This is a genomic window from Pseudocitrobacter faecalis (assembly GCF_965231525.1).
Classification (GTDB): Bacteria; Pseudomonadota; Gammaproteobacteria; order Enterobacterales; family Enterobacteriaceae; genus Pseudocitrobacter; species Pseudocitrobacter faecalis.
Map to the genome: position 1 here is coordinate 1,442,308 of NZ_CBDDNJ010000002.1, position 26,380 is coordinate 1,468,687.

Genomic DNA, 26,380 nt, shown 5'->3' on the forward strand with positions numbered 1-26,380 from the left:
GGCTCTGTAGCAACATAGGGCTAATATTTACTAACAACAGATAGTTACCTTGCATGCAATATAATATTCCTACGTTGCTTACCCTGTTCCGCGTCATCCTTATCCCGTTCTTTGTGTTGGCGTTTTATCTCCCGTTTGTTTGGGCGCCGTTCGCCTGTGCACTGATCTTCTGTATTGCCGCGGTAACCGATTGGTTTGATGGCTATCTGGCGCGTCGCTGGAACCAGAGTACGCGTTTTGGCGCATTTCTTGATCCGGTAGCCGATAAAGTGATGGTGGCCATCGCTATGGTGCTGGTGGTTGAACACTATCACACGTGGTGGGTGACGCTGCCGGCTGCCATTATGATTGGCCGTGAAATTATTATTTCTGCCCTTCGTGAGTGGATGGCAGAGCTGGGTAAACGCAGCAGCGTGGCCGTCTCCTGGATTGGCAAAGTGAAAACCACTGCGCAAATGGCGGCCCTGGCGTGGCTGTTGTGGCGTCCCAATGAGTGGGTGGAGTGGGCCGGTATCGTACTGTTCCTGTTTGCGGCGGTACTGACGCTGTGGTCAATGCTGCAATATTTGAACGCTGCGCGTGCAGATTTGCTTGAACAGTGATCGTTTCGGCGTAATTTTCAGCAAACAACACAAAGTTGCTAAAAATACCGTTGACTCAGTGCGTCAGATAAGTAGAATGCAACGCATCGAACGGCGGCACTGATTGCCAGACGATAGCAAAATCAAGTGGTTAGCAAATCAACTTGATGACGCGGGAATAGCTCAGTTGGTAGAGCACGACCTTGCCAAGGTCGGGGTCGCGAGTTCGAGTCTCGTTTCCCGCTCCAAATTAAAACATCGGCAGTTGCGGGTGTTAAGTTTTAAAGGCGCGTTAGCAAAGCGGTTATGTAGCGGATTGCAAATCCGTCTAGTCCGGTTCGACTCCGGAACGCGCCTCCACTTTCTTCCCGAGCCCGGATGGTGGAATCGGTAGACACAAGGGATTTAAAATCCCTCGGCGTTCGCGCTGTGTGGGTTCAAGTCCCACTCCGGGTACCATGGGAAACATCAGAATAATCAAAGCAATAAGCAGTGTCGTGAAACCACCTCCGGGTGGTTTTTTTGTGCCTGAAATTCATGTCCTGTGCATATCCTGTGCTCACGGGGTGCAATGAGCTGCAATCTCCGGCCTGGCAATGCCGAATCGAACGTGTCGCCTCCAGCATAGAGAACCAGGCCGCTTTGCCTGTTTTCCGGAACTCTTCCGGGAAGGGGGCCTGCTGAGCAAGCTGTAATGCTCTAGCCGCCCTTACTACAAAGTTGCTTAATTCGTGCAATCACCTCATCTCTGTACTTCTGGTGTCCGCGCATAGCCCTTGGATGGGCAATTCTGAAACAGATTGTATTACCTGTTTTGAACTCCCACAGCTTCCCCGGAGTGACTGAAGAAGTCTCATAGCCGCCTAGCTCAGTAAGCACCTGTTTTATGATGTAGTCTGTTCTCCGGGCTCCAGATGCAAAGATGATGAAATCAGGCTCAAGGTGTTTAATTTGTACCGCCAGTAGCTTCAGCGAGGCTAATATGACTTCCTGCACTTCATTTTGAGGGCGATTGAGAGGGGTCAGTCCGTCGTAATCCCACGCGAGTAGATTGGCATACACGATAGCCTGAGGAGGGATATTAAGCTCCCGGGCCAGCCTGAAATGATATTGCGTGAAGCGGCTACGTGATTTGAGGTTGGCGGTGCCATAATTTTGTACCGGAAGATGTTTCCTGTAACGATCTACAGCTTCTTCAACCACCTGCCCGATGGTGACGTCAGGTATAAGTCCCAACACCCGTGATATCGTATTCTTACCATTCAGTGTATTCCAGCCAGCGGTTTCACGTCCAACCAGCATGATTTTTACCGGTGAATGCCAGTATTCTTCAAACGGCACGGGTAAAAAGACGCCTGAGTATTTATCTTCATTCAGGTTAAATGACTGGGCGTCAACTTCCTGTAATATCCGTTTGTACGCGTCTAATAGCCTTTCCATTCTTCAATCCTGCCCCGTAATAAAAACACCTTCAGATATATATTATTTTCATGATATCAATCAGATATATGAGGATAAATATGCAAAAATCCTTCCGATTCACCAATTCATCCATCAAAGCCCTTCCGGCAAACACAGATACCCGATCTACAGAGCTTGAGGTATCTGATACCGAGGTCATTGGCCTCAAATGCCTCTCAGGTCGAACGGGTAACAAACGTTTCCTCCTGCGCTACACATTCCACGGTACCAAAAAAAGTATCAGTATTGGCAGATTCCCTGAAATTGATGTGGGGACAGCCCGTCAGATAGCTCGTCGTCACAAGGAGGCGATTGCACTGGGAAATGACCCTAAAGCAGAACGCGATAATTATCGTGCGATGCCAACACTTAGTGAGTTTTTTCACCAGACCTATGTTCCGTTCATCAAGCGCCATAAAAAGTCCTGGGATAAGGATGTTCAGCGTTTCACGCAATACATTGAACCTCGTCTGGGGAAGATACGTTACTGCGACCTTCGGGCCCGGGAAATCCAGCAGGTGCTTTTCGACATGCTTGAGGGTCGTATTCACGGCCAGCAGTATGCACCGTCTACCTGTAACAGGGCACTGGCTGTTCTGAAAACTATGGGGCGTTATGCGCTACGACAGGATGTCCTGGAGAAGAATGAAGCCGATAAGATCCCTTTGCTGAAGGAGAATAATCAGCGGACGCGCTTTTTTGACGCCGATGAGATCAGAAGGATCCTCGACGCTGCAGCACGATATCCTAATAAGGCTGCGGGGGGACTGATAGCAATGCTGTTGTTAACCGGTACCCGCAAATCAGAAATGCTTAACGTCATGCACAAACATATTGATCGGGATAACAGGTCGTTATTCATTCCTTATACTAAGAATGGTCGCAGCAGAACTGTGTATCTCAGTGATGTTGCATTATCTATTATTGATTCGATCCCACGGGCTGGCAGCAACCCCTATCTGTTTGCCGTAAAAGATAATGGAAAACCAATATCAGAACCCCGGTGGGCCTATGAAAAAATACTGGCAGAGTGCGGGATAGATAAAAGTGAAGTCTGTTTCCACACTACGCGCCATTCCGTCGCATCATTACTTGTCTCCAGCGGACAGTACAGTCTGTATGACGTTAAAGCCCAGCTTGCGCATGCCAGTATTCAGAGTACGGAGCGCTACGCAAAACTGACACCAGAGCGAATGCGTCAGACCGGGCAGGGTGTTACCGACCTTCTTTTACCCCCCGTAGCTACCAGTAAAGAACAGTGATTTTTGCATCTCTTAAACGTGGAGAATGATTATGCCGTTAAAGTGCCCTAAGTGCGGTAGTCGGAATACAGTCACAGAAACTGCCGGAAATATAGCAAAGGTGACTCGCGATGACCGGTTTCTGACATCGACATCCGGTTATATTAGCCCGGAGCAATTACCAGAATTGCTTAAAGAAATCATCAGGGCGATACAGCGTCTATTTGGATTCCTTGAACAGCGTGAAAGGAATAATGCGCCAGTGCTTATCTGCAAGGATTGTGGATATTATGAAAGAATATAGATGACCACTGAAGGCAATTCCAGATTCTTTACCCTGTCTGTGTAACCCCGATACTTAAAACGTATCGGGTTTTTTGTTTATGAGGATTATTCAATGAAATTTATCTCAAACTGGCAAGACCTGCCGTCGCTCCTTCTTCCGGAGTCAGTAATGAGTCTGTTGAAAACAGAGCTGGTACTCCCATTTGAAGATGAATACTCTGCAATGAGTTTCTGGGATGAAGTCGGGGTGACATTAATATATGTCGAGCCCGATGATGTACCTGAAGATATTAAAGCGCAGGTATTAAATGTGATTCATCAGTTAATTGAAAATCCAGAATTTGTAGTCCGTCTGACAGATGACTATTACCTGATGCTTTCTGTTACGGAAGATAACGGGAACGGTATTTATCTGTTATTTCACCCCGATTGCCCTCTGAAGGGTATTGATTTATTAATTTCTATGGCCGAATCACGCTATTAAAAACAAGCAAAACCAGGAACGCAAAATGAGTAAATCAAAATTAGTTAAAAATAATGTTGAGTCAGTTTCGAAGGAGATTAAAAATGAGGCAGAGGTTATTCATGAAAATCTCAGTGCAGATGAACAAACATTATCTGATGTAAAAGACTATCAGTTGCTCATTGAAACAGGCCAGGCAGAAAAAATCAGTCCTAAGGCAAGTGGTATTCTGACATGGCAACTGGCGATATCAGAGGTGGACAATGAACTTTATCTTCGTCTGGTGGCAAATGGCTGTGGAGGGTTGTTCTCTAAGGACTGGATCTCACTTTCTAAGATTGCAACTGTTCTGGAAACACAACCTGCTACCGGCTTCTCATCCGGAGTATTCAGGCCGCTATTCAAAGGGGCAAGCGCCAACAATGCAGGTTTTCTGGCTGCTGTTTTACGCTCCCCGGATATATGTCTGCTGGAGGCACATCCAGAGAAGTTATTTACTCATGTATTATACCCGGACTGGAGGGAGCGGTTGAATAAACTTAATACGATCAGTAGCCAGGGAAAGATTACAGAGGATTAATTTATTTCCTGCACTGTTATACAACCAGAAATCACCACACACCACTATTTACTTTCTAAAGGAAAATTTATTATGCAAACCCAATATGCCTTAAAACAGGCAGGATTAACTCTGCCTGTTACTAAAGAATTTCAGCAGCATATTACTACTCTTCTGGCAAATCAGGTTTTACAAAAAATAACTGAGGCAGTGGTTATTAATTTCCGCGATCCGGACTACAGTGCAGAATCCGGGGGCTTTCATCCCGTTGAAATACGGTTTATCCGTAAGAATAATGAATGGTATTTTGATTATGTCACAGATTTTAGTTATATGGGGCGTGTCTACCCTGAGCTGGAAAAAGAAATTGATTTTTGCTGGTCGGGGAATTATGTCTTCCATTATCTGATTGGGGATATTTCACTGGCAGCAGAGAGGAATGAACTCTGGTCCCTGTGGGAGCGTAATTTTATGGAGTATCTCTCTATGGGGATTTACCGGGTAACGGTAACTGTGGAAAGTTGTTGACCCGTTATGAACAGGAAGAAAGCGGGCGGCTTTGTAATCTACTGCATGTTGCGTGCATCACAGCATGGAGATGATGTCTCTTTTTCCTGGCTGTTCGCATAAACAAGTGCAGACACGGGGGATCTCAGATCCCTCGTGGTTTTACCAACATTCCCCCTAAATGACCAATCAGGGGGATGTCTGTTAATCATTACCCCAACGGACGTTTTACACCCTTAAAATTATGTCGATATTACAGTTGGTTAGACGCAATTGTGAGTGAGGGTTCTTAATTTCAAATCCATAAAGGTACGGACTATGCACCGAACACGAGGCGAGAAAATAGCCGAGAGACTGGGATGGATCTTACTTCAGCTTTATACGGGCAATACCCTGTCAGTCGATGACATTTGCCAGCAGTTTTCCGTGTGCCATCGCACAGGGCAGCGTGACTTATTGAGAGTGGAAACCGTAACAGAGGTGATTGCACCCGGCAAAGTGCGACTGGCCCCTCTGATAAGAGAGCGCGTCAGACAGGGTATCTGAGGGTTTTTTATTAATGCCAGATAATACAAACCGGCTGAAAGCAGATATTTTTGGAACCCCCTAAGAACGAGGTATCGAAATATTTTTATCAACCAGGACATAACCTGTCCCTCCCTCATATTACCCTTCTCCTGAAATATATATCACACGCATAATTTACCGAGGCTTCATATCATGAAAAAGATTGTTATTACATTTTTTGTTATAGGATTTTCTACCACCTCGTTTGCAGCCAAAATATCGCTTGAAACGGCAGGGCTCTGCTATGAAGCGACCCGACAATCAACAAAAATGGCCATGCTATTAGACCCGGACGCTGCTGAATATAAACATCTCAATAACAATACGAAAGAGTTATTCGGAACGCTGTCGGGGGGCGTGGGAGAAAAGGATTCAAAGAAAATACGGGATGCCTGGAAAACCGTCCTGGATAATGCCGGAATGGAAGGTCGCATGGCTAAATCTGATGGATATCGGGAAATGAACCGATATCCACAGGAGGTGATTATGCAGGAAGCCAATAAATGTGTCCGTCTGGCTCTTAAAGCAGGACTTGTTAAACTCTGAGTCCTTAAGAATAATATCGGGAGCATAAGCTCCCGTATTCTTCAGGCACAATATAATGCCAGTCAGATTTTTCGTTTTTCCAGATGACACTGATAAGATGTTCCACCTTGGTCGGCGATAAACCAGTCTACCGCTTCTCCCGTAAGTCTGTTAATCGAGACATGTGATACACCCCCCCAATTTTTTTTATCTCTTGAACCCTCGATCACATACTCTATTTTTTCATCAGTGATTATGGGATGTACAACCCGGAACCAGGTATCATCCCGTCCTTGTGGTTCGCCATCAATATCAACAATTACGGCTTCAGTAAACCAGGAAGTACTTTTCCCGTTAGCAACACACGTACTACCTGAATTGGCACTTATGTTGAAACAGAGTTTGTTTTGTGACAAATAGGGGCTCGGCCAAATACTTGCAGAGTCATCCCCACTTTTGTCTTTAGGGCTGCACGCAATAAGGGATGATTCAGCCAGGGCAGGCAAGCTTACGAGTAGGGATAACGCAAGATATTTAAATTTCATGGGGGGAGATGTCCTTATAGGTGGTTCTGCTTCCAGGTGCAAAGCTAAACCACCATTCTTAGCTTTACAGATATAATTTGAAAACCTTGTGGGATCTTCGGGTTAGGTTGTGTCTCTTAACCTGAGATAACTTACACGGGAGCCATCGCCCCCGCTATGTTTTTATATATTCAGCCGAAAATCCAGTTCCAGGCCTTTTTTAATCCACTGACTACGGCCTTTTTGGCGGCTTTTACGACCACGCGCAAAGGCACTGGCAGGGTATTATCAATAATATCATCAAGAACGCGATCAACGGTATCACCAAATCCTTCCGTTGCCTCTTCTGTAACTGTACGGGTTTTGTGCTCGTCTCTCACCTGAGAAGCGACGCCGCTTTGAGCGTGCTTTGGGAGCGCACGAACCATTGCCTCCACCAAATGGGTCACATTGTATCCCTCACTGGCGGCGACAGCGATCACCGGATGGTCAGTAAACCCAAATCGCTGTGTGATATATGCTTCTTTATCGAGGATATTTTGCATCTGGGATGGAGAAGGCCGGGCGTTGACAACATCCCACTCACGGAATGGCTCAATTTTGTCGACCTGATTAAGCACAAACAGTGTTTTAGCCTCACCGCCAGCAGGGGCCAGCACATTTTTGTAGAAATGTTCATCCGCAGAAAAGGCGCGATCATCGCCTTTAATCACCCAGAGAACCAGATCCAGCTGTGGTAACAGATCACGATAAAGTTGTTCATATTCAGCGTCACGCTCAGCATTTTCGCCCACACCCGGAATATCAATCAACCGCACTGAGCGTTTGCCAAACTGGATGCGCATTTCCTGCGTTTCACGGGTACAGGCGGCGACATCGCTGACTGCACAAATATCACCCTTAAAAATCGCATTACATAAGCTGGACTTCCCGGCTCCGGTCTTTCCCATAATGCCAATGACCGGCTCATAACTGATAACGTCATTGATGCGTCGGGCAATACTGTCCCTGATATTTTCAGGTAATATTTCAAGAGCATCCTTCACAGGATTTCGATTTTTAGTTTCTGTATTATTCATCTTGAGCACCATTCTCCATTCTCGCTTTAATTAACGCACACTCGTAATAAGAAATAATTACTTTTAGCAAGGCATTCACTTTTTCCAGATCACGGGGTGCCGCGTAACCGACGATCCCTTTTTTCATAGGGCTGAAGCGTTCCTTGCGGGAAAGGTTCATTGCGGCCAGTTGATCATCAATACCGTGCATTAACAAATGACCGTCTTCACCAGCACTGAAGTGATTGCAAATCATCTCGGCATGTCGGAGAAGGTTTTCGGGAACCACATTGAATGGCGCGTCAAGCCAGGCTTTAAGATGCGCATTCTGTTCATTATCATTGGCGTCAAGAAGACCGCTGAGTAAGTCCGTTGCTATGTTTTCGAAAAAATTCTCGAGCGCTTTTTCATCTTTATTCATTAGAGGTATCTCCGGTTGATTCCGTACTTTCATTCTGCTCGTATCGTTTCAGGGCAAGGCGTATGTCTTGCGTAACCTGATTACGAATCGATGCTGGTTTTAGAACTTCAACCTCGGGCATCCAGTATTTGATGAGAGGGATAATTTGGCCGAAGTGAGCCACCCGTGAAATCACGAGCAAATCACCGCTTGCGGAAGTGTGAATAATTTCCTGACCCGGTAACAGCGCACGGCGCAAGAACCACGGGGCTACACGTGCAGAAACTGACATCAGTACTTCAGTAAGCTCTGCGCCATACCAGATACTTTCAGCATTCTCGATTTGCAGATGAATTTCCGGCGACATGGAAAATGACATGTTACTGGGGAGAACCTGTTTCATCGCTGAAATGACGAAACTTTTCAGCACACCTCCCTTAATAGCAGCGAGATACCAGATCCCTCGGTCACTGACGAGACGATAGGGTTCAATAGCGCTGTAACGTTTCGCTTTATACATAAAGCTTATTTTTTTGCTGCCGCGAATCGCGTCTGACAATGTATTCAACGTAGTCATAAAAACCCCACAATTTTCGTAGGGACGCTGCTTGATCAGAAATGGATTATTTTCGGCATTGCCCAGCAATATGCCTAACAGGCGGTCATCCCAGCGTGGAAATAACCCGTCAATACCCAGAATACGCGTAAATCGGCGCAAGTCCGTATTGCTGCGCTGTCCCAGAACGCCAACGGGAAGGTGGTATTTCTTACCACTGCGAAGAAGGTTGAGATAAGCCAGTCGCTGCGTAAGGTCACGCCGGATGGTCTTATCACAGACATTAAACTCTTCAGCGAGCCCACTCACCGTGACCGATTCACCGTTGTTAAGGCGAGTCAGTATCAATCCAAGGCGATACCCAAGTTTGTCATGCTTATCCATTCAGGCATCCAATCAATTGAAGCTGGAAGGATATTTTCAGCAGGATGATGGACAAGATGAGTCCAGGCTGAAGCAGAATTTCTAAAAAATAAAAACCATAAAATTCAGTGATATATTTTCTGTATGGTTTTTGTGGACTCAACCTGTCCATGTTGTGGTGGTTGCGGGAAGCAGCTTTATTACCAGTGCCTCATTACCCCCAAACAGTAAAGCCCACGACAGGGAGAGTGGGCTTAGCAAACAGGTATTCAGCGTGAAGGATTTACAACACGGCCGAGGGCAATGCGAAGCCGGGATATACCAGCTTTATAAGGTCCATCAGGCGATTCATTCGGGCAGTCAGGGAATCAAAGATAATGGGTGGGAGCTTAGCCCGACCTGCATTTTTTACATCGCTGGGTGTCACAGAGTAGCCTGCCTCGACCAGCCATGCAGCTATCTCCACACTGGTTTGTCGCTTTCTGTCGTCCGGCGTAAGCCCCCATTGATATTGAGCCAGGGCCCGCAGGAAAAGGCGAACAAGGACGTCATCGCTTCGATTTTGTCCTACTTTCAGTTTCAGAGGGGTAAAAATGTTTCTGCAATAGAGAAAATCACACCAGTCCTCCCAGTCGGATTCGTCTTTCAGGGTATGTGTCTGCCGCCAGTCATCAAAAAGCTGGCGTTGCTTAAGTGCCTGCGCTATATCATTCCACGGACGGGAATACATCAACAAATGGCCATCATTCATCGTTGGGGCGATCAGTTGGCGCTTAAAGTCGAACTCAAGATTTAACCGGATATCCGATTCAACGGCGACAAGGTCGCTTTCATTCAACCACATGTCACGGGTTGAAATGAGAGAGCCCCTGCGAAGCTTCTGACCCGGAGCCCTGTTAAGATAGAGGTCCACCATATAGCGGTTATAGTCGTCGCGTGGAATATCAGCAGGGGGTTTAACTCCTGCACGGGCGTGTACGATTGGGTAGCCTGCAAGTTCTTTATAGGTCAACTGTCCCCGGGTTTTCATGGCGACAAGTTGTCGGACCTGATGTTTACAGGTCAGCATAGACGAGCCCGGATCCGCAATGTCACATAACGCCTGAAAACGTGACGATAACGGACCAGACATATCGATATTCTCGGTAGAGGCATCTGTCAGAAAACCATCTGTAGTCACACTGACCACGGTTGTATTCGGGGGAAGTGTATTCATCAACTCGCCCACCACCGCGCGGACAAATCCCGTGACATGTGCAGCAAAGAATGGCTGGGTGACTGACGAAGGCGGCAGAGGGCTGTTCAGCCCACGGGCGGTATCAAATGCAGTCTTTGCGTGAAGACCCTGAGCAAGTTTTCCATACAAAGAATTTCCGATCTCTTTCCAGAATTTCTCCTCCAGAGACCCTTTATCATGGCGATTACGATTTTCGCGAACCTGTTGCACAAAGGGTAAAAACACGGAGCTTGCTGGTTTTGTCGGGGACGAGGCATTATCAGATTTATATTGAAGCCATGGGATTATAATACCGTGCTGAATAGCTATTTCCGCACCCAGAGACAGTGCGAGGGCTATTTCCGGGGCGGTCGCCCAAGACTCGCCTGTCAAAGGGAAAAACAATCCGTACTGGTCGGTTCTGACAGGCAGACAGGGGTAGCGTACCATGTCGGGGAACCGAAAACTGACCAGCGCAAATCCCATGGTATGTCCGCAAAATTCCTCAGGATTTTGGCTCGTATAAAGATTGTCATAATCGGGTTGCAAAACATCTAACAGGCCAGTGGTGTATGCGCCTGCCAAATCGTAGTCATACCATTGGCTTTCAGGGGTGATGCCCATCATAAAGCACTCATTTCGACCGCCGTGATAGCAGTTTATGGCGAACGTCTCATAGAGTTCCCTTGCGGGTATACTCTGCGTCGATTTTAACGTTCTGAATCCATGAGTATCCGGATTCCAGCACTGTTGCGATATTGTCCGGGTACCCATACAGACTTCAGGAGACTGGCCGCTTTCCTTAATGGTCTTGAGAAACCGGGAAACAGCCATCGCACCAATCGTGGTGGGGATGCGCTCAATCATCAGACTTTCAGTGCAGAACGATTTCACCTGTAAGGCATAGCGCACGGCAATTTCGGCATCACGAACTGCATAAGCTTCGAAACCGCGTCGATCGCCTTTTAAATACTGGCGCATATCGCTGATTGAATAAGGTGCTGGAATGGTGAGTTTCGGCAGACCAAGTAATTGGCCACATTCCGCCAGCCCCATCCCACCCGGAGTGATCAACAACGTATCGGTGAACGTCACATTGCTGCAACGGGGCGGGCTGGTCCGTTTATCAAACGTGATGAGGCTATTTTTTTCACGACGATTTTCGACTTCATCAAAATCAATACCGTAGCGGTTTTTAAAACTGCTAACTGTACTGCGAATTCCTTTCAGCAGTATTTTGTGATCGCTCCAGAAATCGGAAAATGAGGCTACATCCGCTCGCAGAAAATGAGCATACAGCGTAATCGAACCCGGCCATTCGTTAATCTGCTCATTCTTCAATAGCGGCGTCAGGGTTTTCGCGAGAAAGTTTTTCAGCGACAGGCGATCTTTTTTGTGGGCGCTGGCGGGGTACAGGATTCCGGGAACACCCTTTCCATCAGGCAGCACGACATAGCTCTGATAAGACAGAATGTCGTTTTGCTTTGTATGTGGGTTATAGACATATTCAGTATCAAAGCCGATATCAAGATGTAGCTCGCTGCTGACGTCCAGTCGATTTTTTGACTTTTGCGGTATTAACGGAAAGTTATCAAGTGTTTTAGCAGAGCGGGCGACAGGTTGCGTCACTCCCGCCGCATCTGCGAGCAGTGCATTCATGTCAAACATTGGGGCTTCTCTTATTCAGGTGAACGGTGCCATTACTGGCACCGAGAAGTAAGGGGAAATCAGGCGAGGGCTGTACGGATCTCAGCAAACAGTTGTTCTTTTTGTTCTTCGTCTTTCGTTGCTACGAAAGATACGAAGTTATCGTTGACTTTAATGACGATGCCATTCGGGGTCTTTTCTACCATCGGCAAGAGTCGCGAGGAGAGAAGACAATTAGCATGCAACCAACGAAAGCCCACTCCTTCAAATTCGCGACCACCAAGAGTGGTAGCCAGTTCCTGAAATGCCTCATCAAGAGTGTCAGGTTTGGCTGATTCACTGACGAGCGTTCCGCCATAACGATTAGTGAGCGTCAGGATAGCCCGCTCTGCGTTCTGGAACAGGCTGATGCCGTAGACGAACTTAAGTCGGGCAATGCAGTTATTACCCCGGTAGACAGCCTCTTCAGGCAGGTTACTTTCGAAGTTGCGGGCATAGGTGTTAAACGCTGTTTTCGCTGCTTCATCCGTATCAAAAGACTCGGTGTGCAGCAGGCGGCACGCCCGACTGATAAAATTGAGGCGGTTTTCAACGAGACTGATGCTGATGACATCAGAGACAGGGATAAGTATGTCGCTGGCGTTAACCAGGTAGTCAAAGCTGAGTATTTTTGAGGTTTTCATTGTTTTTACTCCTTGAAAGTCAAATTAGCGCGAAGTTTGTGTATTTGTGATGTGCTGTTTTTCCCAGGCTTCCACCTCAGCCACGGGAAAACGGATCGCACGTCCCAGCCGGATGAACGGAGGGAGCTTGCTCGGGTTACGGGTAACGTCACTGGCAATGGTGCTGGGTGCAATACCCCAGCGAATAGCAAGCTGTTTACTGTTGATGTACATATCAGGGCTCCTCAGAGCTAAAGGTGTTTATAGGTTCTGTCAGTCACTGCCGGGCCCTGCAGTGCTCAAACAATAAGAGCTGTGCAGTTTGATTACACGTCATAAAACTCACAGCTCATGCCGTCAGATTTTTTATTTAAATGTATCAACCACTTGTGCAACTACCGACTGAGTGTCCGCTGCATTGTGAAACGCATAGCGGCGGGTGGCAGTGAGTGAATGGTGATTCAGTAACCGGGAGGCCATGGCTATATCGCTTGTTGTCTGTAGCACACGACTGGCAAACGTCCGGCGGAGATCGTGCATTCGCAGATTTTCAATGCCAGCATCCCGGCAGATTCGGGAAAAGGTTTCACGCGGATAGCTCAACTGACGAGTTGCATCGGTCAGGCGTGGAAAAACCCAGGACGTACTGAGTGCCAGTTTCTCTTGTCGCCGAATAATGGCTGCTGCGGGAGCAGCAAGCGGGCAGGTGAATGGATGTCCAGATTTGGTATCCGGAAGAAGTAATTGCTGTGCATCTGGATGCCAGTAATCCCATTTCAGCGTACAAACTTCACCAATACGCATACCGGTATAGAGTGCAAGCAATATGGCATCAGCAGCGGGCGTATTCAGGGCCTCAGCGGCAGCAATAAATAATGGAATTTCAGTGGCAGAAAGTGTGCGATACCGGACGTTGTTCTCTTTCAGATAACGAACGTGGGTCATCGGAGAATGATTTATCCATTCAGCGCGTACAGCCAGAGAGCATATCTTAGAGAGTAGTGCTAGGAGGCGGTTTATGGTTGCCGGACGTAATGTTGAACGCAGGTCAGCCGCGAATTTTTCGATTTCACCGGCAGTAATATCACGCAGGCGACGCTGTCCCCAGAAGGGACGGATATAGCGATTGAGCTTCGACAGTTCAGACTGAGGGCTTTTCTTATATAGCTGCATATCAGGAAGCCATAAGTCGTTGATAGCCTGTTCAACGGTATAACGGCGGGACTGTAAGGCAAGGCGCTTTTTGCGACCGAGCAGAATCATGGTATGCAGGCGGGCATCCTCTACACCGAGGAGTGGAAAAGTGCCCAGTGTTTCATAAATCCGTTGATTGTTGATGGTCGCCCGAAATGCCAGAGTGATGCTATTTTGATAAACAAGTGCCCGCAGATGGGGGCAGTGAATATCACGGTATTCCTGACAACCTATCTTCGGATGTGGCAGTTGTTGAAGTGATTTAGTGCTGAAACGCAGATCAATAATGGACATCGTAGTTCTCCTGTGAATGTGTGCCAGGAAAAATACGATGTCTGGTGAACTAATTGCGAGTTGTCATTTTCACAGTTCATCATTTCAATTTAAAACTGTGCTTTTTATTTACAGAGGTCAATTCTCTGTGGGTTGTGACGCCATAATTTCATTTAGCCTGAGCAAGTGATAGTAATCGGGTGACATATTCCTCTTTGCTGAGACGACCTACATCGTTAATCTGTGAACTTAGTCCCAGTGCTGTCGATTTTAGATCTAACAATCCTTTAACAGTTTTACTCTTACCTTCAAGGAAAAGGATGATTTCTTTGGCTGTGGGCTTCCATTTGGGAAATAAAAGTAGTGCAATGTAAATATAGGTCTTGTGTAAGATCTGGTTTATGTTTTTTTGTATTCCTGTCATGTTTTCTTTGTTTCGGGGAATGGTTTCATCAATAACAAATCGGTCGGGGCTGGTTAATGTAATTGCATCGTTTTTTTCATTAATAAAGTGTTGCATGACCTCATGGGGTAACATTGCAAGAGTAATCAATTGAAACATAGCGGGGTGGTTGAGGCAATTATCTTTAATAAGCCCGGAGTTTTTCATCTTGTCTAATATTTGCAATAGAAAGTGAAAATAAAATCCATCACAAAATCTTGCAAAGAAAAGGAGGGCAGCATCCTGGGCTTGCAGATTTGAAACTTTCGGGAGTGAATTAGTGAAATCCGAGGATTTGATATAGTTTATGATTTTTCTGCGGGCAATTTTGAGTGCTATATTATGAATCGATATTGAAAACTTACAATTCCAGATGTAGAGTTTGTTATTTTGATATGTCTTTACATCCACAAGTGTATCAAGAATATTTAGTAATGTGAATATCGGATGTGTTGGGTCGTTGGTTGCGTTATTGAGTAATTGTTCCAGAAATGCATCGACTTCCTTTAAAACATTACCCGGAATTCTATTTTGTTTAGTGGAATTAAGGCCGTAGATATTAATGGACAGTACGTCGAACTCCTTACGTTGTAGTTTGCACCATTTTTCAAGGTAATCAGTATGCTGAAAAAAATTAATATAATTGGATAATAATGCGGAGGGCGCGAAAATCTCGATAGAGGCTAATGAGGGGCGCATCTTACATGTGCCATCTGGTTGTTCTTGAGTCATCAGGTGTAGTAAATCATCCTCAGTAAAAATTTCGGATAATTTATCAATGTCATTCTGATATTTAGCGAGAAGGTTAGCGTTTTTTTGTTCTCGTTTAGGGTGTTCAAGAAAGTTTTCAAACATAATGTGCCTCGTTTATTTAGGTCAGATACCCTTTTACTGATGAAGGTTTGCAAGGTAGTGCTGTGATTACAAGAGCATGAGTAGGCTATTTACCCCAACAGCAGTTTTACACCATAGCTTACATTGAGTCTATCCTGCTAATATCATTAGAATTTATTAACTTGTAAACATGAGGAAATTAGTAAGTCATCTGTCGGTATCAGGTGGACAATTTCCGTAAAGATACTGTGATTCAGGTGTGTCCAGGGGCGTTTCTTGAGGTATCATTTACCACAATTTTTTACGATGCAAAGCCCTGCATCGCTAGCTTTTCTTCATACCAGGATGATTCATGAACGACAAAATCAGTCAGGATACGATCAACAAAGCCCTGTGGGCCGCGTGCGATACGTTCCGTGGCACCATCAGTGCTGACACCTATAAAGACTTTATCCTTACAATGCTGTTCCTTAAGTACATTTCGGATGTCTGGCAGGACCACTATGACGATTACAAAAAACAGTACGGTGATGCGCCGGAACTGATTGAAGCGATGATGGCTAACGAGCGTTTTGTGCTGCCGAAAAGCGCCAGCTTTTATGCTCTTTACGAGCGTCGCCATGAGCCGGGCAACGGCGAGCGTATTGATCAGGCACTACACGCTATTGAAGAAGCTAACGGCACCAAACTGAAAGATGCCGGGAAAAGCGTGTTCCAGGATATTTCGTTTAACACTGACCGTCTGGGTGAAGAAAAACAGAAAAACACCATCCTGCGTCAGCTACTGGAAGACTTCGCCGGTGAAGATCTCAACCTGAAGCCGAGTCGTGTCGGTACGCTGGACGTTATCGGCAATGCTTACGAATACCTGATCAAAAACTTTGCCGCCAGCGGTGGGCAGAAAGCCGGGGAGTTCTATACCCCGCCGGAAGTTTCGGACCTGATTGCAGAACTGCTCGATCCGCAACCGGGTGATACCATCTGCGATCCAGCCTGTGGTTCCGGTTCATTATTGATGAAGTGTGGGCGTAAAATTGTCTCCGGGCATGATAGTCGTAACTATGCATTGTTCGGTCAGGAAGCGATCGGTTCTACGTGGTCGCTGGCGAAAATGAATATGTTCCTGCACGGGGAAGACAACCATAAAATCGAGTGGGGCGATACCATTCGTAACCCGAAGCTGCTCGATAAAAATGGCGACCTGATGCTGTTTGATATCGTGACCGCTAACCCACCGTTCAGCCTCGATAAGTGGGGCCATGACGAGGCCGAGAACGATAAGTTTGGCCGTTTTCGTCGCGGTGTACCGCCGAAGACTAAAGGAGATTACGCTTTTATCTCGCATATGATCGAAACCCTGAAACCGGGAACTGGCCGTATGGGCGTAGTTGTGCCACACGGTGTGCTTTTCCGTGGCTCCAGCGAAGGTAAAATTCGCCAGAAACTGATCGACGAAAATTTGCTGGATGCGGTAATTGGTCTGCCGGAAAAACTGTTCTACGGTACGGGGATTCCGGCTGCGATTCTGATTTTCAAAAAGCAGAAAGTTGATGACAAGGTGCTGTTTATCGATGCCAGCCGTGAATATAAGGCGGGAAAAAACCAGAACCAGCTCAGCGCAGAAAATATCCAGAAGATCGTAAACACCTATCGTGAAGGGGATAACGTCGAGAAATATGCTTATCTCGCCAGCCTGAAGGAGATTCAGGACAATGATTACAACCTTAATATTCCGCGCTATGTCGATACCTTTGAAGAAGAAGACGAGATTGATTTGCTGGCCGTGCGTGCTGAGCGTGATCAACTGAAAGCGGAACTGGCGAAATTGGAAATGCAGATGGCGGGTTATCTGGAGGAGTTGGGTTATGGTGCCTAAGGGGTGGACGCTTGGAACCTTAAATGATTTGGCAGATACAATTATGGGATATGCCTTTAGAAGTGAAGATTTTGTTCCAACAGGTATTCCTTTGCTTAGGATGGGCAATCTATACCAGAATTCGTTAGATTTAAACCGTAACCCTGTGTATTTACCGGACTCCTTTAAAGTTGACTATAAAAAGTTCTTGGTGAAGCCAGGTGATTTAGTCATGTCTATGACGGGCACAATGGGAAAACGTGACTATGGTTTTACAGTTGAAATTCCTTCAAACACTCAATACTCATTGCTAAACCAGCGGGTACTAAAGATAGTTCCTAAAAATAATTCGAGCTCTGGTTATATTTTGAACCTACTCCGGAGTGAGTTGATTCTATCTGTATTGTATTCATTTCCAGGTGGAACGAAGCAAGCTAACTTATCCGCTAAACAGGTACAGGAGTTACCAGTTCTTATCCCCCCATTGGCGGAACAAAAAAAAATCGCGGAAATCCTGTCAATCTGGGATAAGGCGATTTCGGTGACGGAAAAGCTTCTCACCAACAGTCAGCAGCAGAAAAAAGCCCTGATGCAGCAATTGCTTACTGGAAGGAAGCGGTTGCGGGATGAGAATGGGGTGAGGTTTAGTGGGGAGTGGGAATATACCATTTTCGGCAACTTGGGTGATACCTATACCGGTTTAACAGGGAAGACCAAGGAGGATTTTGGTGCAGGTAAGCCATATATCCCTTACATCAATATTTTCAAAAATTCCAGAATCGATATTCAAAACCTAGAGTACGTACAGGTTAATGATGATGAGCGCCAATCCGTTGTAAAGTACGGCGATATATTTTTCACTACATCATCGGAGACGCCAGAAGAGGTTGGGATGTCTTCGGTTTTATTGGAAGAGGTTAGTGAGGTTTTCTTAAACTCATTTTGCTTCGGATTTCGATTGAATAACTTCGAGACTCTTATTCCAAAATATGCTCGTTACCTATTCCGTAGTGAACATGTACGCCGTCAAATTTCGACATTAGGTCAGGGAGCAACTCGCTACAACCTCTCAAAAAGGCAATTGATAAAGTTAGAGCTTAAACTCCCCTGTGTTGAAGAACAGCAAAAAATCGCAGCCGTACTTTCTGCTGCAGATGCTGAAATCTCCACACTTGAGAAAAAACTCGCCTGCCTGAGAGATGAGAAAAAAGCCCTGATGCAACAGCTACTGACTGGCAAACGTCGTGTTAAGGTCGATGAGGCGGTTGCCGAATGAAACTGACGAAAAGCGGTCCACTGACTGACCGGGAAATCGACTGGCTGGAAGAGGTGTTGCTGAAATACGGCAATGATGACTCTGTGCTCTGTTTCTCTGAGCTGGATGGCTTTCTGACAGCGATTGTCTCTGGCCCGAATACGATTTCCCCTAATACCTGGCTCAGTGCTATCTGGGGGCGAGGTGATTACCACCCTCGCTGGACCACTGAAAAAGAGATGACGCGTTTTGTGGGGCTGTGTTTTCAGCATATGAACGATATCGCTGGTTGCCTTTATGACGCCCCTGAACTGTTTGAGCCGATTTTCAATGAGCGTGAGGTAAAGGGGGAAAAATATACCATTGTGGAAGAGTGGTGTTTTGGTTATATGAAAGGAAAGTCACTGGATGACTGGTCTGGTCTTCCCGGTGAGTTACGGCCTTCTCTGGAAGTGATCGCTCTTCATGGCGTGGAGAAGAATTTTCCTGTACTTGAGAAAATGACCGGAGAGCAGTTTGAGAAAAGTATTTCCCTTATTCAGCCTGCTGCACTGGCACTTTATCAGTACTGGTTGTCAGTGAGAATGTCAGAGGCATCATCCCGGCCTGTTCCAGTGAAGGGGGCAGAAAACATGCCCGGGCGAAATGACCCGTGTCCGTGTGGCAGCGGTAAAAAATTTAAGAAGTGCTGTCTGCATTGATGAATCTTCATGTGACCAGTAGCGAGTAGCGCCAGAAAGAAAAGGATTAATGATGAACCAGACGTACACGCCAAAATTCCAGGAAGAATACAGCGCCAAAATCCCGGCACTGACGTTACTGACCAGCCTTGGCTGGACGTTTTTACCCCCGAAACAGATTATGGACTGCCGGGGCTATAAACAGGACGAGGTGGTGCTACGCCCGATTCTGCGTGAAGTGTTGTCGGAGCGTTACTTTATGGTGGGCGGTAAAACATGCCGCTTATCGGAAAAAGCGCTGGATAACCTGATATCACAGGTCTGTTCTCCGGCGCTGAATGAAGGGCTGCTGAAAGCCAATGAGCGGATGTATAACCATCTGCTTTACGGGATCGCCGTTACGGAGTTTGTCGATGGCAAAAAGGTGAACCCCACCATTGCGCTGATTGACTGGGAACATCCGGAAAATAACCAGTTCCACTTTACTGAAGAATTTACGGTATTGCGGTCAGGTGGTGTTGAAACCCGGAGGCCAGATATTGTCTGCTTTGTTAATGGTATCCCGCTGGCTGTTATTGAAGCGAAAAGCCCGGCTGGTCATGGCAAGAAAGGGCCAACCATTGACGAGGGGATATCCCAGAGTATCCGCAACCAGTTCAACGATGAAATCCCGCAGCTGTTTGTCTACAGCCAGTTATTACTTTCGATTAACGGTCATGACGGGCGCTACGGTACATGCCATACGCCAATGAAATTCTGGGCGGCATGGCGCGAAGAAGATATTACCGATCCGCAGATGTATGCGCTGCGCAACCATCAGTTATCGACTGAACAAATTCATGCGTTGTTTGATCATCGTCCTTCAGTCGATCTCAAATGGTATCAACAGTTAATCGATGGGGGGGAACTGGCAGTCAGCGGGCAGGATAAGCTGCTCATCAGTCTGCTTTCACCGGAACGTCTGCTGGAGATGACCCGCTTCTTCACCCTGTTTGATAAAAAAACCGGAAAAATTGTCGCCCGCTATCAGCAGGTGTTCGGGATTAAAAGGCTGCTGGAACGCATAAGCACCCGCAGACCGGACGGGGGCAGAGAAGGTGGGGTGATCTGGCATACCACGGGGTCCGGTAAATCGTACACCATGGTGTTCCTCAGTAAGGCGCTGATTCTTCATGACAGCCTGAAGCAGTGTCGCATTGTGGTGGTGACGGACCGTGTCGATCTTGAAGGGCAGCTCAGCGGCACTTTCGCTTCTGGTGGCGAACTGGCCGGAAAGGATGATAAGGCCAAAGCAATGGCGACCTCTGGCCAGAAACTGGCACAGCAGATTGGCTCTGGTAAAGAACGCATTATCTTCACCCTTATCCAGAAATTTAACTCAGCGACAAAATTGCCTGAATGCGTCAACACCAGCCCCGACATCATCGTTCTGATTGATGAAGGACACCGTAGCCAGGGGGGTGAGAACCATGTTCGTATGAAACTGGCTCTGCCGAACGCCGCCTTTGTTGCGTTTACCGGTACGCCATTGCTGAAAGAAGATAAGACCACCAATAAATTCGGGCCGATTGTCCACGCTTATACCATGCAGCGGGCGGTAGAAGATCAGGCCGTGACGCCTCTGCTCTATGAGGAACGTATTCCTGATCTTGAGGTAAACGACCGGGCAATAGATGCCTGGTTTGACCGTATTACCGATGGATTAAGCGAAGCGCAAAGAGCCGACCTTAAGCGTAAATATGCCCGAAAGGGTGAGGTTTACAGTGCAGATGACCGCATCCGGCTGATCGCACTCGATATCGCCATGCACTTCTCGAAGAATATTGATGAGGGGCTGAAAGGCCAGCTTGCCTGCGACAGCAAGATTTCCGCCATCAAATATAAAAAGTATCTTGATGAAGCCGGGTTGTTTGAGTCAGCAGTAGTTATCAGCCCGCCGGATACCCGGGAAGGGAATACCGAAGTGGATGAAAGCAAACTGCCGGAAGTGACTAAATGGTGGAAGGATAACGTCGGCACGCAGGATGAGTCCGTGTATACCCGCAATATCATCAGTCGTTTCGATACCGATGATAAGCTTAAATTGTTGATTGTCGTCGATAAACTGCTCACTGGATTTGATGAACCAAAGAATACCGTGCTGTATATCGACAAGCCGCTTAAATCCCATAACCTTATCCAGGCGATTGCCCGGGTAAACCGACTGCATCCACTGAAAAAGTTTGGCCTGCTGATAGATTATCGCGGCATTCTGGCTGAACTGGACACGACTATCGGCAAATATCAGGACCTCGCCTCCCGAACTCAGGGCGGATACGACATCAAAGATATTGACGGGCTGTACAGCGCCATGAGCTCTGAATACAAGCGTCTACCGCATCTGTATAACCAGCTGTGGGCCATATTTGCCGGTGTTAAAAACAAAAATGATACTGAGCAGTTACGTGCGGTACTGGTGCCTAAAATGGAAGAACGTGACGGAGAGATGGTCGATATCCATCAGAAAACCCGTGATGATTTCTTCGAGGCGTTAACGGCCTTTGCCGGATGCCTGAAAGTGGCACTGCAGTCCGCTACCTTCTTCACCGACAAGAGCTTTACGGAACAAGACCGAAATCTCTATAAAGAAACCGTAAAACAGATGTCCAGCCTTCGCCAGTGGGCAATGCAGGTAAGTGGAGAGCAGGTCAATTATGACGACTACGCCGAGCAGGTGAAAAAACTGCTGGATAAGCATGTCACTGGCGTTGAGGTTCGTGAACCGGATGGCGTGTATGAAGTAGGTAAAATGGGCAAGAGCGAAAAACCCGAAGAGTGGGATAACAATAAAACCCGCAATGAAACCGACATCATTAAAACCCGTGTGACGAAGATGATTGAGCAGGAGCTGCGTGATGACCCGTACGCTCAGGAGGCATTTTCCAGACTCCTGCGCATGGCTATCGAAGAAGCAGAAAAACTGTTCGACCATCCACTAAAACAGTATCTCCTATTCCGGGAGTTTGAAGAAAAAGTTGAAGCCCGTAAGCTCAGCGACATCCCGGATGCACTGGCGGTGAACAAGTATGCTCAGGCGTATTACGGTGTATTTAAAAAAGAGCTACCTGAGGTTTTTGCGGTAAACGATGTTCAGGTGCAGGAGAAGTGGACGAAGCTAGCCTTTGAGGTGGACAGCATTATCGTCAAAGCAGTAGCAGAAAATTCCCTGAACCCTCAGGATATAGAGAAAGCGGTCAAGACAAATCTTTTACCTCTGCTGTTTACGTCCTGCCGGGAGATAGGGGCTGGAATGATCCAGGTGAACCGTATTGTGGAAACTATCATCCAGATACTGCGCGTTGGTTTGATGAAAACATGAGTGAAAAAGAGTCGCCAGCAGTGAAAGCGTTACGCATTGTTTATGGTGATGAGGTCATCACCGTACAGTGTGTTCCGCGTCAGGTCGTAAAGGGCAGGGTGCTCATCAAGGTTTATCCGGACTGCCGGGTTGTGGCCTCTGTACCGCCTGAAACACCGGGGCACGAGGTATTGTCTGCGCTGAAAAAACGTGGGCGCTGGATCTATCAGCAACTGCGTGATTTCAGGGAGCAGCAGACACACATTGTTCCGCGTCAGTATGTCAGCGGAGAAAGCCATTACTATCTTGGCAAGCAATATCAGTTGAAAGTGACAGAAGACGCTACGGAGCCGCAACGAGTGAAAATGTTGCGTGGGCGACTGGAAGTGTCGGTCAGGCACAAATCGGCAGAAAAAGTTAAAGCGTTGCTGGCCGAATGGTATCGGGAACGCGCCAGAGATGTCTTTCAACGCAGGCTTGATTTACTGATACCGCAGACCCTTTGGATTAATGAGCGTCCGCCGATACGTCTGCGGGCGATGCAAACGCAATGGGGTAACTGCTCTGCAAAAGGCTGTCTGACTCTGAATCCATGGCTGGTGAAAGCGTCCTCAGAATGTATCGACTATGTATTGCTACATGAGTTATGCCATGTGGCTGAGCACAACCACAGCGAAGAGTTTTACCGTCTGATGGGGCAGGTCATGCCGGGGTGGGAAAAGGTCAAGAAGCGACTGGATGGGATGGCGGGGATGTTGTTGACTGATATGTGATTTTGGGGCTTATTCTAATTTAGAAACTAATCGGGGAAGTTATGTATTCAGTATCAAAGTATATTTTTTATACCACTCTAATTCTTTATGTCCTGACATTACTAACTGTCAGCTATGTTGGTGTCTATTTAACTTATGTGGCTATTCCGGTGATTGTTGTTTCTGGATTATTAATAAAACTTCTCGGTAAAAGAAAGAGTAAATCAGGAGAAGTATCAAATGTTGTAGCCAGGGTGCTAAATGATACAAATGCCGGGCTGGAACGTTTTAATAAAGGCATGCATTGGTTCAATGAGAAAAACAGAATCATAAATGAAAAGACAAAACCTCTTAACGAACAAATTCATGCAATAAGAATGAAAATGAATGAACCGGAGGTAAAGTTAAAATATGAAACTGATCCTGAAAAAATAAAAACACTTAATGCTTTAATTGAAAGTATGGAAAAAGATATTAGGATTATAGAATCCAAGAAAGATGAAATTAAAATGGCGATAGAGATAGATATTGCCCGCAAAAGGATTAATGAATAATGTTTTAGTTTTCTGCATGGATATTGATTAACAGTGACAGTTTTCAATAACTGAAATATCAAATAAATGGCATAGTAAATATGATTGTTAAAGGGAGGTTGAATTGCATTCTGAAGCGTTGGCTATCGAATTTATTGAACAACTGAAAGGCATCTCGGTTGAGGATGATATTGAATTCAATTTCTTTGAATTGGGAGGTTCCGGATATCTCGAAAATCCAACTACGGATTTGATGGCTTTGTTTATGGGAGCCCAGAAAATGGTGCCGCCATGGTTGCTCAAAGCATTGCTATGTTGCCTGGATGATTCCCTCGATGTTGATGAAATTGATTTCACTTCTCTGGAGTTAATGAGAGAGGCCCGAACAGAAGATGGGAAATATATTGATATTCTTATCAGACATGATGAATTCATTATAGGTATTGAGCATAAAGTTCTGGCTGATACATATAATCCTTTTCCCAGCTATGTAAGTCTCATTGATAGTTACGGCGGCAACAATCAAAAACTATTTCGCTGTATATTAAAGCCTGACGGTAACAGCGCTAAAGGCGTAGACGGTTGGCAACTTATCAATTATTCACTGCTGCTGGAAACCGCCATCCGACGTCTGGGGTTGGAGATGATGAATCAAGGGTTCAGCAAGTGGACTTTTTTTTATCAGGAGTTTTTAAGTCATCTTAAAAAATTGAGTGAGGTTAGTATGGATAAGGTATCTGATAAAAATGTGGAGTTTGTCACTGAAAATTTCACGGCTTTGATAAAATCGGTTCAACTGCTGGAAATGTACCAAAATGCTATCACCGAGGAAGCTAAATCGGTTGTCTCAGAGGTATTGCCTGATATTCATATTGCAACAGGTATTAATAACTGGAAGGGTTACTATAAAGCAATTCATCTGATGCCGGGATGCTGGGGGCAAGGTAAAACAGGAATTACGTTAGTTTATCGCCCTTCAGAGGATGGACGAGATGAAGCTGAGTTCTACGTATATGGATGGATACATTCAGATGATTACCCTGAAGTTAATGCACTAAAAGAAGAAATAAGAGTTGCTTTAAGTGCTGGAGATTTCATTCCAACAGCTAGCCCTGAGGACTATGAAGTATCAATTACTGGGAAGGGGAAAGTGCTTGAACTGAGTTTTTGGGGGAATACGAGAAGCAAAAAAGATGCACTGGTTCTTCTTAAGGGTATGACTAAGTGGATGGACTCAAAAATAAGAACATAAAGTAATATGACTGAGTGATGACGATCTTTTTAAATTGTGGATTATTAGGCTGGTAATTGAAGCGCCGAATAGACAGATATTGGAATAAAAGGAGAATATTCAAATGATTTATCAGTGTGATACTTGCAGTAGAACGACTTTTGAGGTTAATTGTCCCTGGTGTAGTGGAGTTTCGCCTGTAAAAACGTCTGCATGGGGTTCAGCATCATCGACCGCACAAGCAATAGACATACAACGTATGACACCATTGAATCCATCGTTTTATCCCGAATTTCAGTATCGTTCAAAGGGTGTTCTAAAAGATCTATTTGGGAAAAAGAAAGAGCAAACTCAGCTTAATCAATTGCTTGAAAATGTTCTCGAAAAATACTCCAGTTTAAAAGATCCATATTTTACTAACTTCATTTACACTTCCAGATTCTCACATAATAATAAATCGGAAGCAGATTACTCAACAGATAATGGTACATACTCCGAATTACAACTTTTCCGTGAGGTGTTGGTCAGAAAAGGGTTCAATGAGCTTGAGCAGTTACCTGAGCTATTAGATAAATTACTCCTTACCACGTCATTTAACGCTCTTTATTATGGTTTCGCTAAGGAAGTTAAACGGCATATTAAATCCACACTTACTGAATCCTTGAAGTCATGGATTGAGGAAGCGGGTACCACTTTTAGGGCAGATCTTTCATTGTTTCTATTCTATATATGGAGCAATAAAATAGAGTTCTCATCAGTAGAGTTCAATGAAAAAGCGGAGGCTACGCCTGGTGTTCCTTTAGTTTCATTTGATGAAGTTAAAAAATACTTAGCTGTGTGCGAACATATTTATTTTGATATTCTGGTTGATAGATTAGCTACACGGCTCGAACATTTTAACCCTAACAAATTCGTCACCATGTATTTAGTTGATGCAATGGACGGTTTCCAGTTTGAAGATTTCCTTGTGGAAGTATTCCAGACTATGGGCTATGACGTCAAAGAAACCAAGAGAACGCAAGATCAGGGGGCAGATCTCTTCGTCACTCGATTTGGTAAGGATATGGTTATTCAGGCGAAAAATTATTCTGGTTCTGTAGGTAACTCGGCGGTGCAGCAGGTGATCTCTGCTAAAACATTCTATGGTTGTGATGAGGCGATGGTTGTGACTAATTCCTACTTCACACGCTCTGCGAAAGAGTTAGCTGAATCAGCCTTGGTACGTCTGATCGACAGGGATGAACTGCAAAAGTATCTGGATGATTACAATCAGAAGATAATCGAAGATTTTCAGTCGAACTCATAATGTTTAAACATTGCAGCATTGATGGTAAGTACTGGCAGGTTTTGCGTTGGTAACTTTAATTTACTAAACCGCC

At 45.8% G+C, this 26,380-nt stretch carries 24 protein-coding genes and 3 tRNA genes; 17 read left to right on the forward strand and 10 right to left on the reverse strand.

All coding sequences use genetic code 11. The features are described 5' to 3' along the window. The first annotated feature begins 53 nt into the window (after positions 1-53). The 4 genes from pgsA (at position 54) to ACOXYR_RS07475 (ending at position 1,040) form a co-directional block, all read left to right on the forward strand. Positions 54-602: a CDP-diacylglycerol--glycerol-3-phosphate 3-phosphatidyltransferase gene (pgsA, locus tag ACOXYR_RS07460; protein ID WP_015963969.1), complete on the forward strand. Its 549-nt coding sequence runs from the start codon at positions 54-56 to the stop codon at positions 600-602. Positions 603-753: 151 nt separating this feature from the next. Beyond that, positions 754-829, forward strand: a tRNA-Gly gene (locus ACOXYR_RS07465). 38 nt (positions 830-867) lie between these two features. Further along, positions 868-941, forward strand: a tRNA-Cys gene (locus ACOXYR_RS07470). Positions 942-953: 12 nt separating this feature from the next. Further along, positions 954-1,040 (forward strand) — tRNA-Leu (locus tag ACOXYR_RS07475). Positions 1,041-1,280: 240 nt separating this feature from the next. Here ACOXYR_RS07475 and ACOXYR_RS07480 read toward each other — a convergent pair. Beyond that, on the reverse strand, positions 1,281-2,021 hold the full coding sequence (locus ACOXYR_RS07480) for a hypothetical protein (RefSeq protein ID WP_021536916.1): 741 nt from the start codon (positions 2,019-2,021) through the stop codon (positions 1,281-1,283). Positions 2,022-2,101: 80 nt separating this feature from the next. Here ACOXYR_RS07480 and ACOXYR_RS07485 point away from each other — a divergent pair, with 80 nt between their 5' ends. From ACOXYR_RS07485 to ACOXYR_RS07505, 5 genes are all read left to right on the forward strand, one after another. Beyond that, positions 2,102-3,304, forward strand: coding sequence for a site-specific integrase (locus ACOXYR_RS07485; protein ID WP_045619615.1), 1,203 nt, complete (start codon positions 2,102-2,104; stop codon positions 3,302-3,304). A 376-nt stretch (positions 3,305-3,680) separates the two neighbouring features. Beyond that, on the forward strand, positions 3,681-4,052 hold the full coding sequence (locus ACOXYR_RS07490; protein ID WP_229218499.1) for a hypothetical protein: 372 nt from the start codon (positions 3,681-3,683) through the stop codon (positions 4,050-4,052). A gap of 25 nt (positions 4,053-4,077) precedes the next feature. Continuing rightward, complete coding sequence (locus ACOXYR_RS07495; protein ID WP_045619618.1) at positions 4,078-4,611, forward strand: hypothetical protein; 534 nt, start codon at positions 4,078-4,080, stop codon at positions 4,609-4,611. Positions 4,612-4,683: 72 nt separating this feature from the next. Then, positions 4,684-5,118 (forward strand): DUF2787 family protein, encoded by a 435-nt coding sequence (locus ACOXYR_RS07500; RefSeq protein WP_001194747.1) that lies wholly within the window; start codon positions 4,684-4,686, stop codon positions 5,116-5,118. A 699-nt stretch (positions 5,119-5,817) separates the two neighbouring features. After that, a complete protein-coding gene (locus ACOXYR_RS07505) occupies positions 5,818-6,210 on the forward strand; it encodes a hypothetical protein (RefSeq protein WP_021536923.1) in 393 nt (130 codons plus the stop codon). 62 nt (positions 6,211-6,272) lie between these two features. Here ACOXYR_RS07505 and ACOXYR_RS07510 read toward each other — a convergent pair whose 3' ends face one another. The 9 genes from ACOXYR_RS07510 to ACOXYR_RS07550 all read right to left on the reverse strand — a co-directional run bounded on the left by ACOXYR_RS07510 (position 6,273) and on the right by ACOXYR_RS07550 (position 15,379). Then, positions 6,273-6,734 (reverse strand): hypothetical protein, encoded by a 462-nt coding sequence (locus ACOXYR_RS07510; RefSeq protein WP_021536924.1) that lies wholly within the window; start codon positions 6,732-6,734, stop codon positions 6,273-6,275. 170 nt (positions 6,735-6,904) lie between these two features. Continuing rightward, a complete protein-coding gene (locus ACOXYR_RS07515; protein ID WP_032634193.1) occupies positions 6,905-7,792 on the reverse strand; it encodes a GTPase family protein in 888 nt (295 codons plus the stop codon). Next, positions 7,785-8,192 carry a hypothetical protein gene (locus ACOXYR_RS07520; RefSeq protein ID WP_045619621.1) on the reverse strand — a complete coding sequence of 136 codons (408 nt, stop codon included), beginning with the start codon at positions 8,190-8,192 and terminating at the stop codon, positions 7,785-7,787. The genes ACOXYR_RS07515 and ACOXYR_RS07520 overlap by 8 nt, the downstream gene beginning before the upstream one ends. After that, positions 8,185-9,111 (reverse strand): helix-turn-helix transcriptional regulator, encoded by a 927-nt coding sequence (locus tag ACOXYR_RS07525; RefSeq protein ID WP_045619623.1) that lies wholly within the window; start codon positions 9,109-9,111, stop codon positions 8,185-8,187. Before ACOXYR_RS07525 ends, ACOXYR_RS07520 begins: the two co-directional genes overlap by 8 nt. Positions 9,112-9,373: 262 nt before the next feature. Continuing rightward, positions 9,374-11,974, reverse strand: a complete 2,601-nt coding sequence (locus tag ACOXYR_RS07530; RefSeq protein WP_045619624.1) for a DNA polymerase type-B family protein — start codon at positions 11,972-11,974, stop codon at positions 9,374-9,376. Positions 11,975-12,033: 59 nt separating this feature from the next. After that, a complete protein-coding gene (locus ACOXYR_RS07535) occupies positions 12,034-12,636 on the reverse strand; it encodes a hypothetical protein (protein ID WP_045619626.1) in 603 nt (200 codons plus the stop codon). A 24-nt stretch (positions 12,637-12,660) separates the two neighbouring features. Beyond that, positions 12,661-12,849: a helix-turn-helix transcriptional regulator gene (locus ACOXYR_RS07540; protein ID WP_021536930.1), complete on the reverse strand. Its 189-nt coding sequence runs from the start codon at positions 12,847-12,849 to the stop codon at positions 12,661-12,663. A 132-nt stretch (positions 12,850-12,981) separates the two neighbouring features. Next, positions 12,982-14,103 carry a tyrosine-type recombinase/integrase gene (locus ACOXYR_RS07545; RefSeq protein WP_045619627.1) on the reverse strand — a complete coding sequence of 374 codons (1,122 nt, stop codon included), beginning with the start codon at positions 14,101-14,103 and terminating at the stop codon, positions 12,982-12,984. Between the two features lie 148 nt (positions 14,104-14,251). Then, positions 14,252-15,379 (reverse strand): hypothetical protein, encoded by a 1,128-nt coding sequence (locus ACOXYR_RS07550; protein ID WP_421355360.1) that lies wholly within the window; start codon positions 15,377-15,379, stop codon positions 14,252-14,254. Positions 15,380-15,710: 331 nt separating this feature from the next. Here ACOXYR_RS07550 and ACOXYR_RS07555 point away from each other — a divergent pair, with 331 nt between their 5' ends. From ACOXYR_RS07555 to ACOXYR_RS07590, 8 genes are all read left to right on the forward strand, one after another. Continuing rightward, the gene (locus ACOXYR_RS07555; protein ID WP_047719919.1) at positions 15,711-17,234 is read left to right on the forward strand and encodes a type I restriction-modification system subunit M; all 1,524 of its coding nucleotides are present in this window, start codon (positions 15,711-15,713) and stop codon (positions 17,232-17,234) included. Further along, a complete protein-coding gene (locus ACOXYR_RS07560; RefSeq protein WP_047719921.1) occupies positions 17,224-18,489 on the forward strand; it encodes a restriction endonuclease subunit S in 1,266 nt (421 codons plus the stop codon). Before ACOXYR_RS07555 ends, ACOXYR_RS07560 begins: the two co-directional genes overlap by 11 nt. After that, a complete protein-coding gene (locus tag ACOXYR_RS07565) occupies positions 18,486-19,169 on the forward strand; it encodes a YecA/YgfB family protein (RefSeq protein ID WP_045619632.1) in 684 nt (227 codons plus the stop codon). Before ACOXYR_RS07560 ends, ACOXYR_RS07565 begins: the two co-directional genes overlap by 4 nt. A 52-nt stretch (positions 19,170-19,221) precedes the next feature. After that, complete coding sequence (locus tag ACOXYR_RS07570; RefSeq protein WP_047719925.1) at positions 19,222-22,506, forward strand: type I restriction endonuclease subunit R; 3,285 nt, start codon at positions 19,222-19,224, stop codon at positions 22,504-22,506. Continuing rightward, positions 22,503-23,258 (forward strand): M48 family metallopeptidase, encoded by a 756-nt coding sequence (locus tag ACOXYR_RS07575; protein WP_045619636.1) that lies wholly within the window; start codon positions 22,503-22,505, stop codon positions 23,256-23,258. Before ACOXYR_RS07570 ends, ACOXYR_RS07575 begins: the two co-directional genes overlap by 4 nt. A gap of 41 nt (positions 23,259-23,299) precedes the next feature. Next, entirely contained in the window at positions 23,300-23,791 is a 492-nt protein-coding gene (locus ACOXYR_RS07580; RefSeq protein WP_127348412.1) for a hypothetical protein, read from the forward strand. Positions 23,792-23,894: 103 nt separating this feature from the next. Further along, entirely contained in the window at positions 23,895-25,022 is a 1,128-nt protein-coding gene (locus ACOXYR_RS07585; RefSeq protein WP_045619639.1) for a PD-(D/E)XK nuclease family protein, read from the forward strand. A gap of 103 nt (positions 25,023-25,125) precedes the next feature. Beyond that, positions 25,126-26,307: a restriction endonuclease gene (locus ACOXYR_RS07590; RefSeq protein ID WP_045619641.1), complete on the forward strand. Its 1,182-nt coding sequence runs from the start codon at positions 25,126-25,128 to the stop codon at positions 26,305-26,307. The last annotated feature ends 73 nt before the right edge of the window (positions 26,308-26,380 follow it).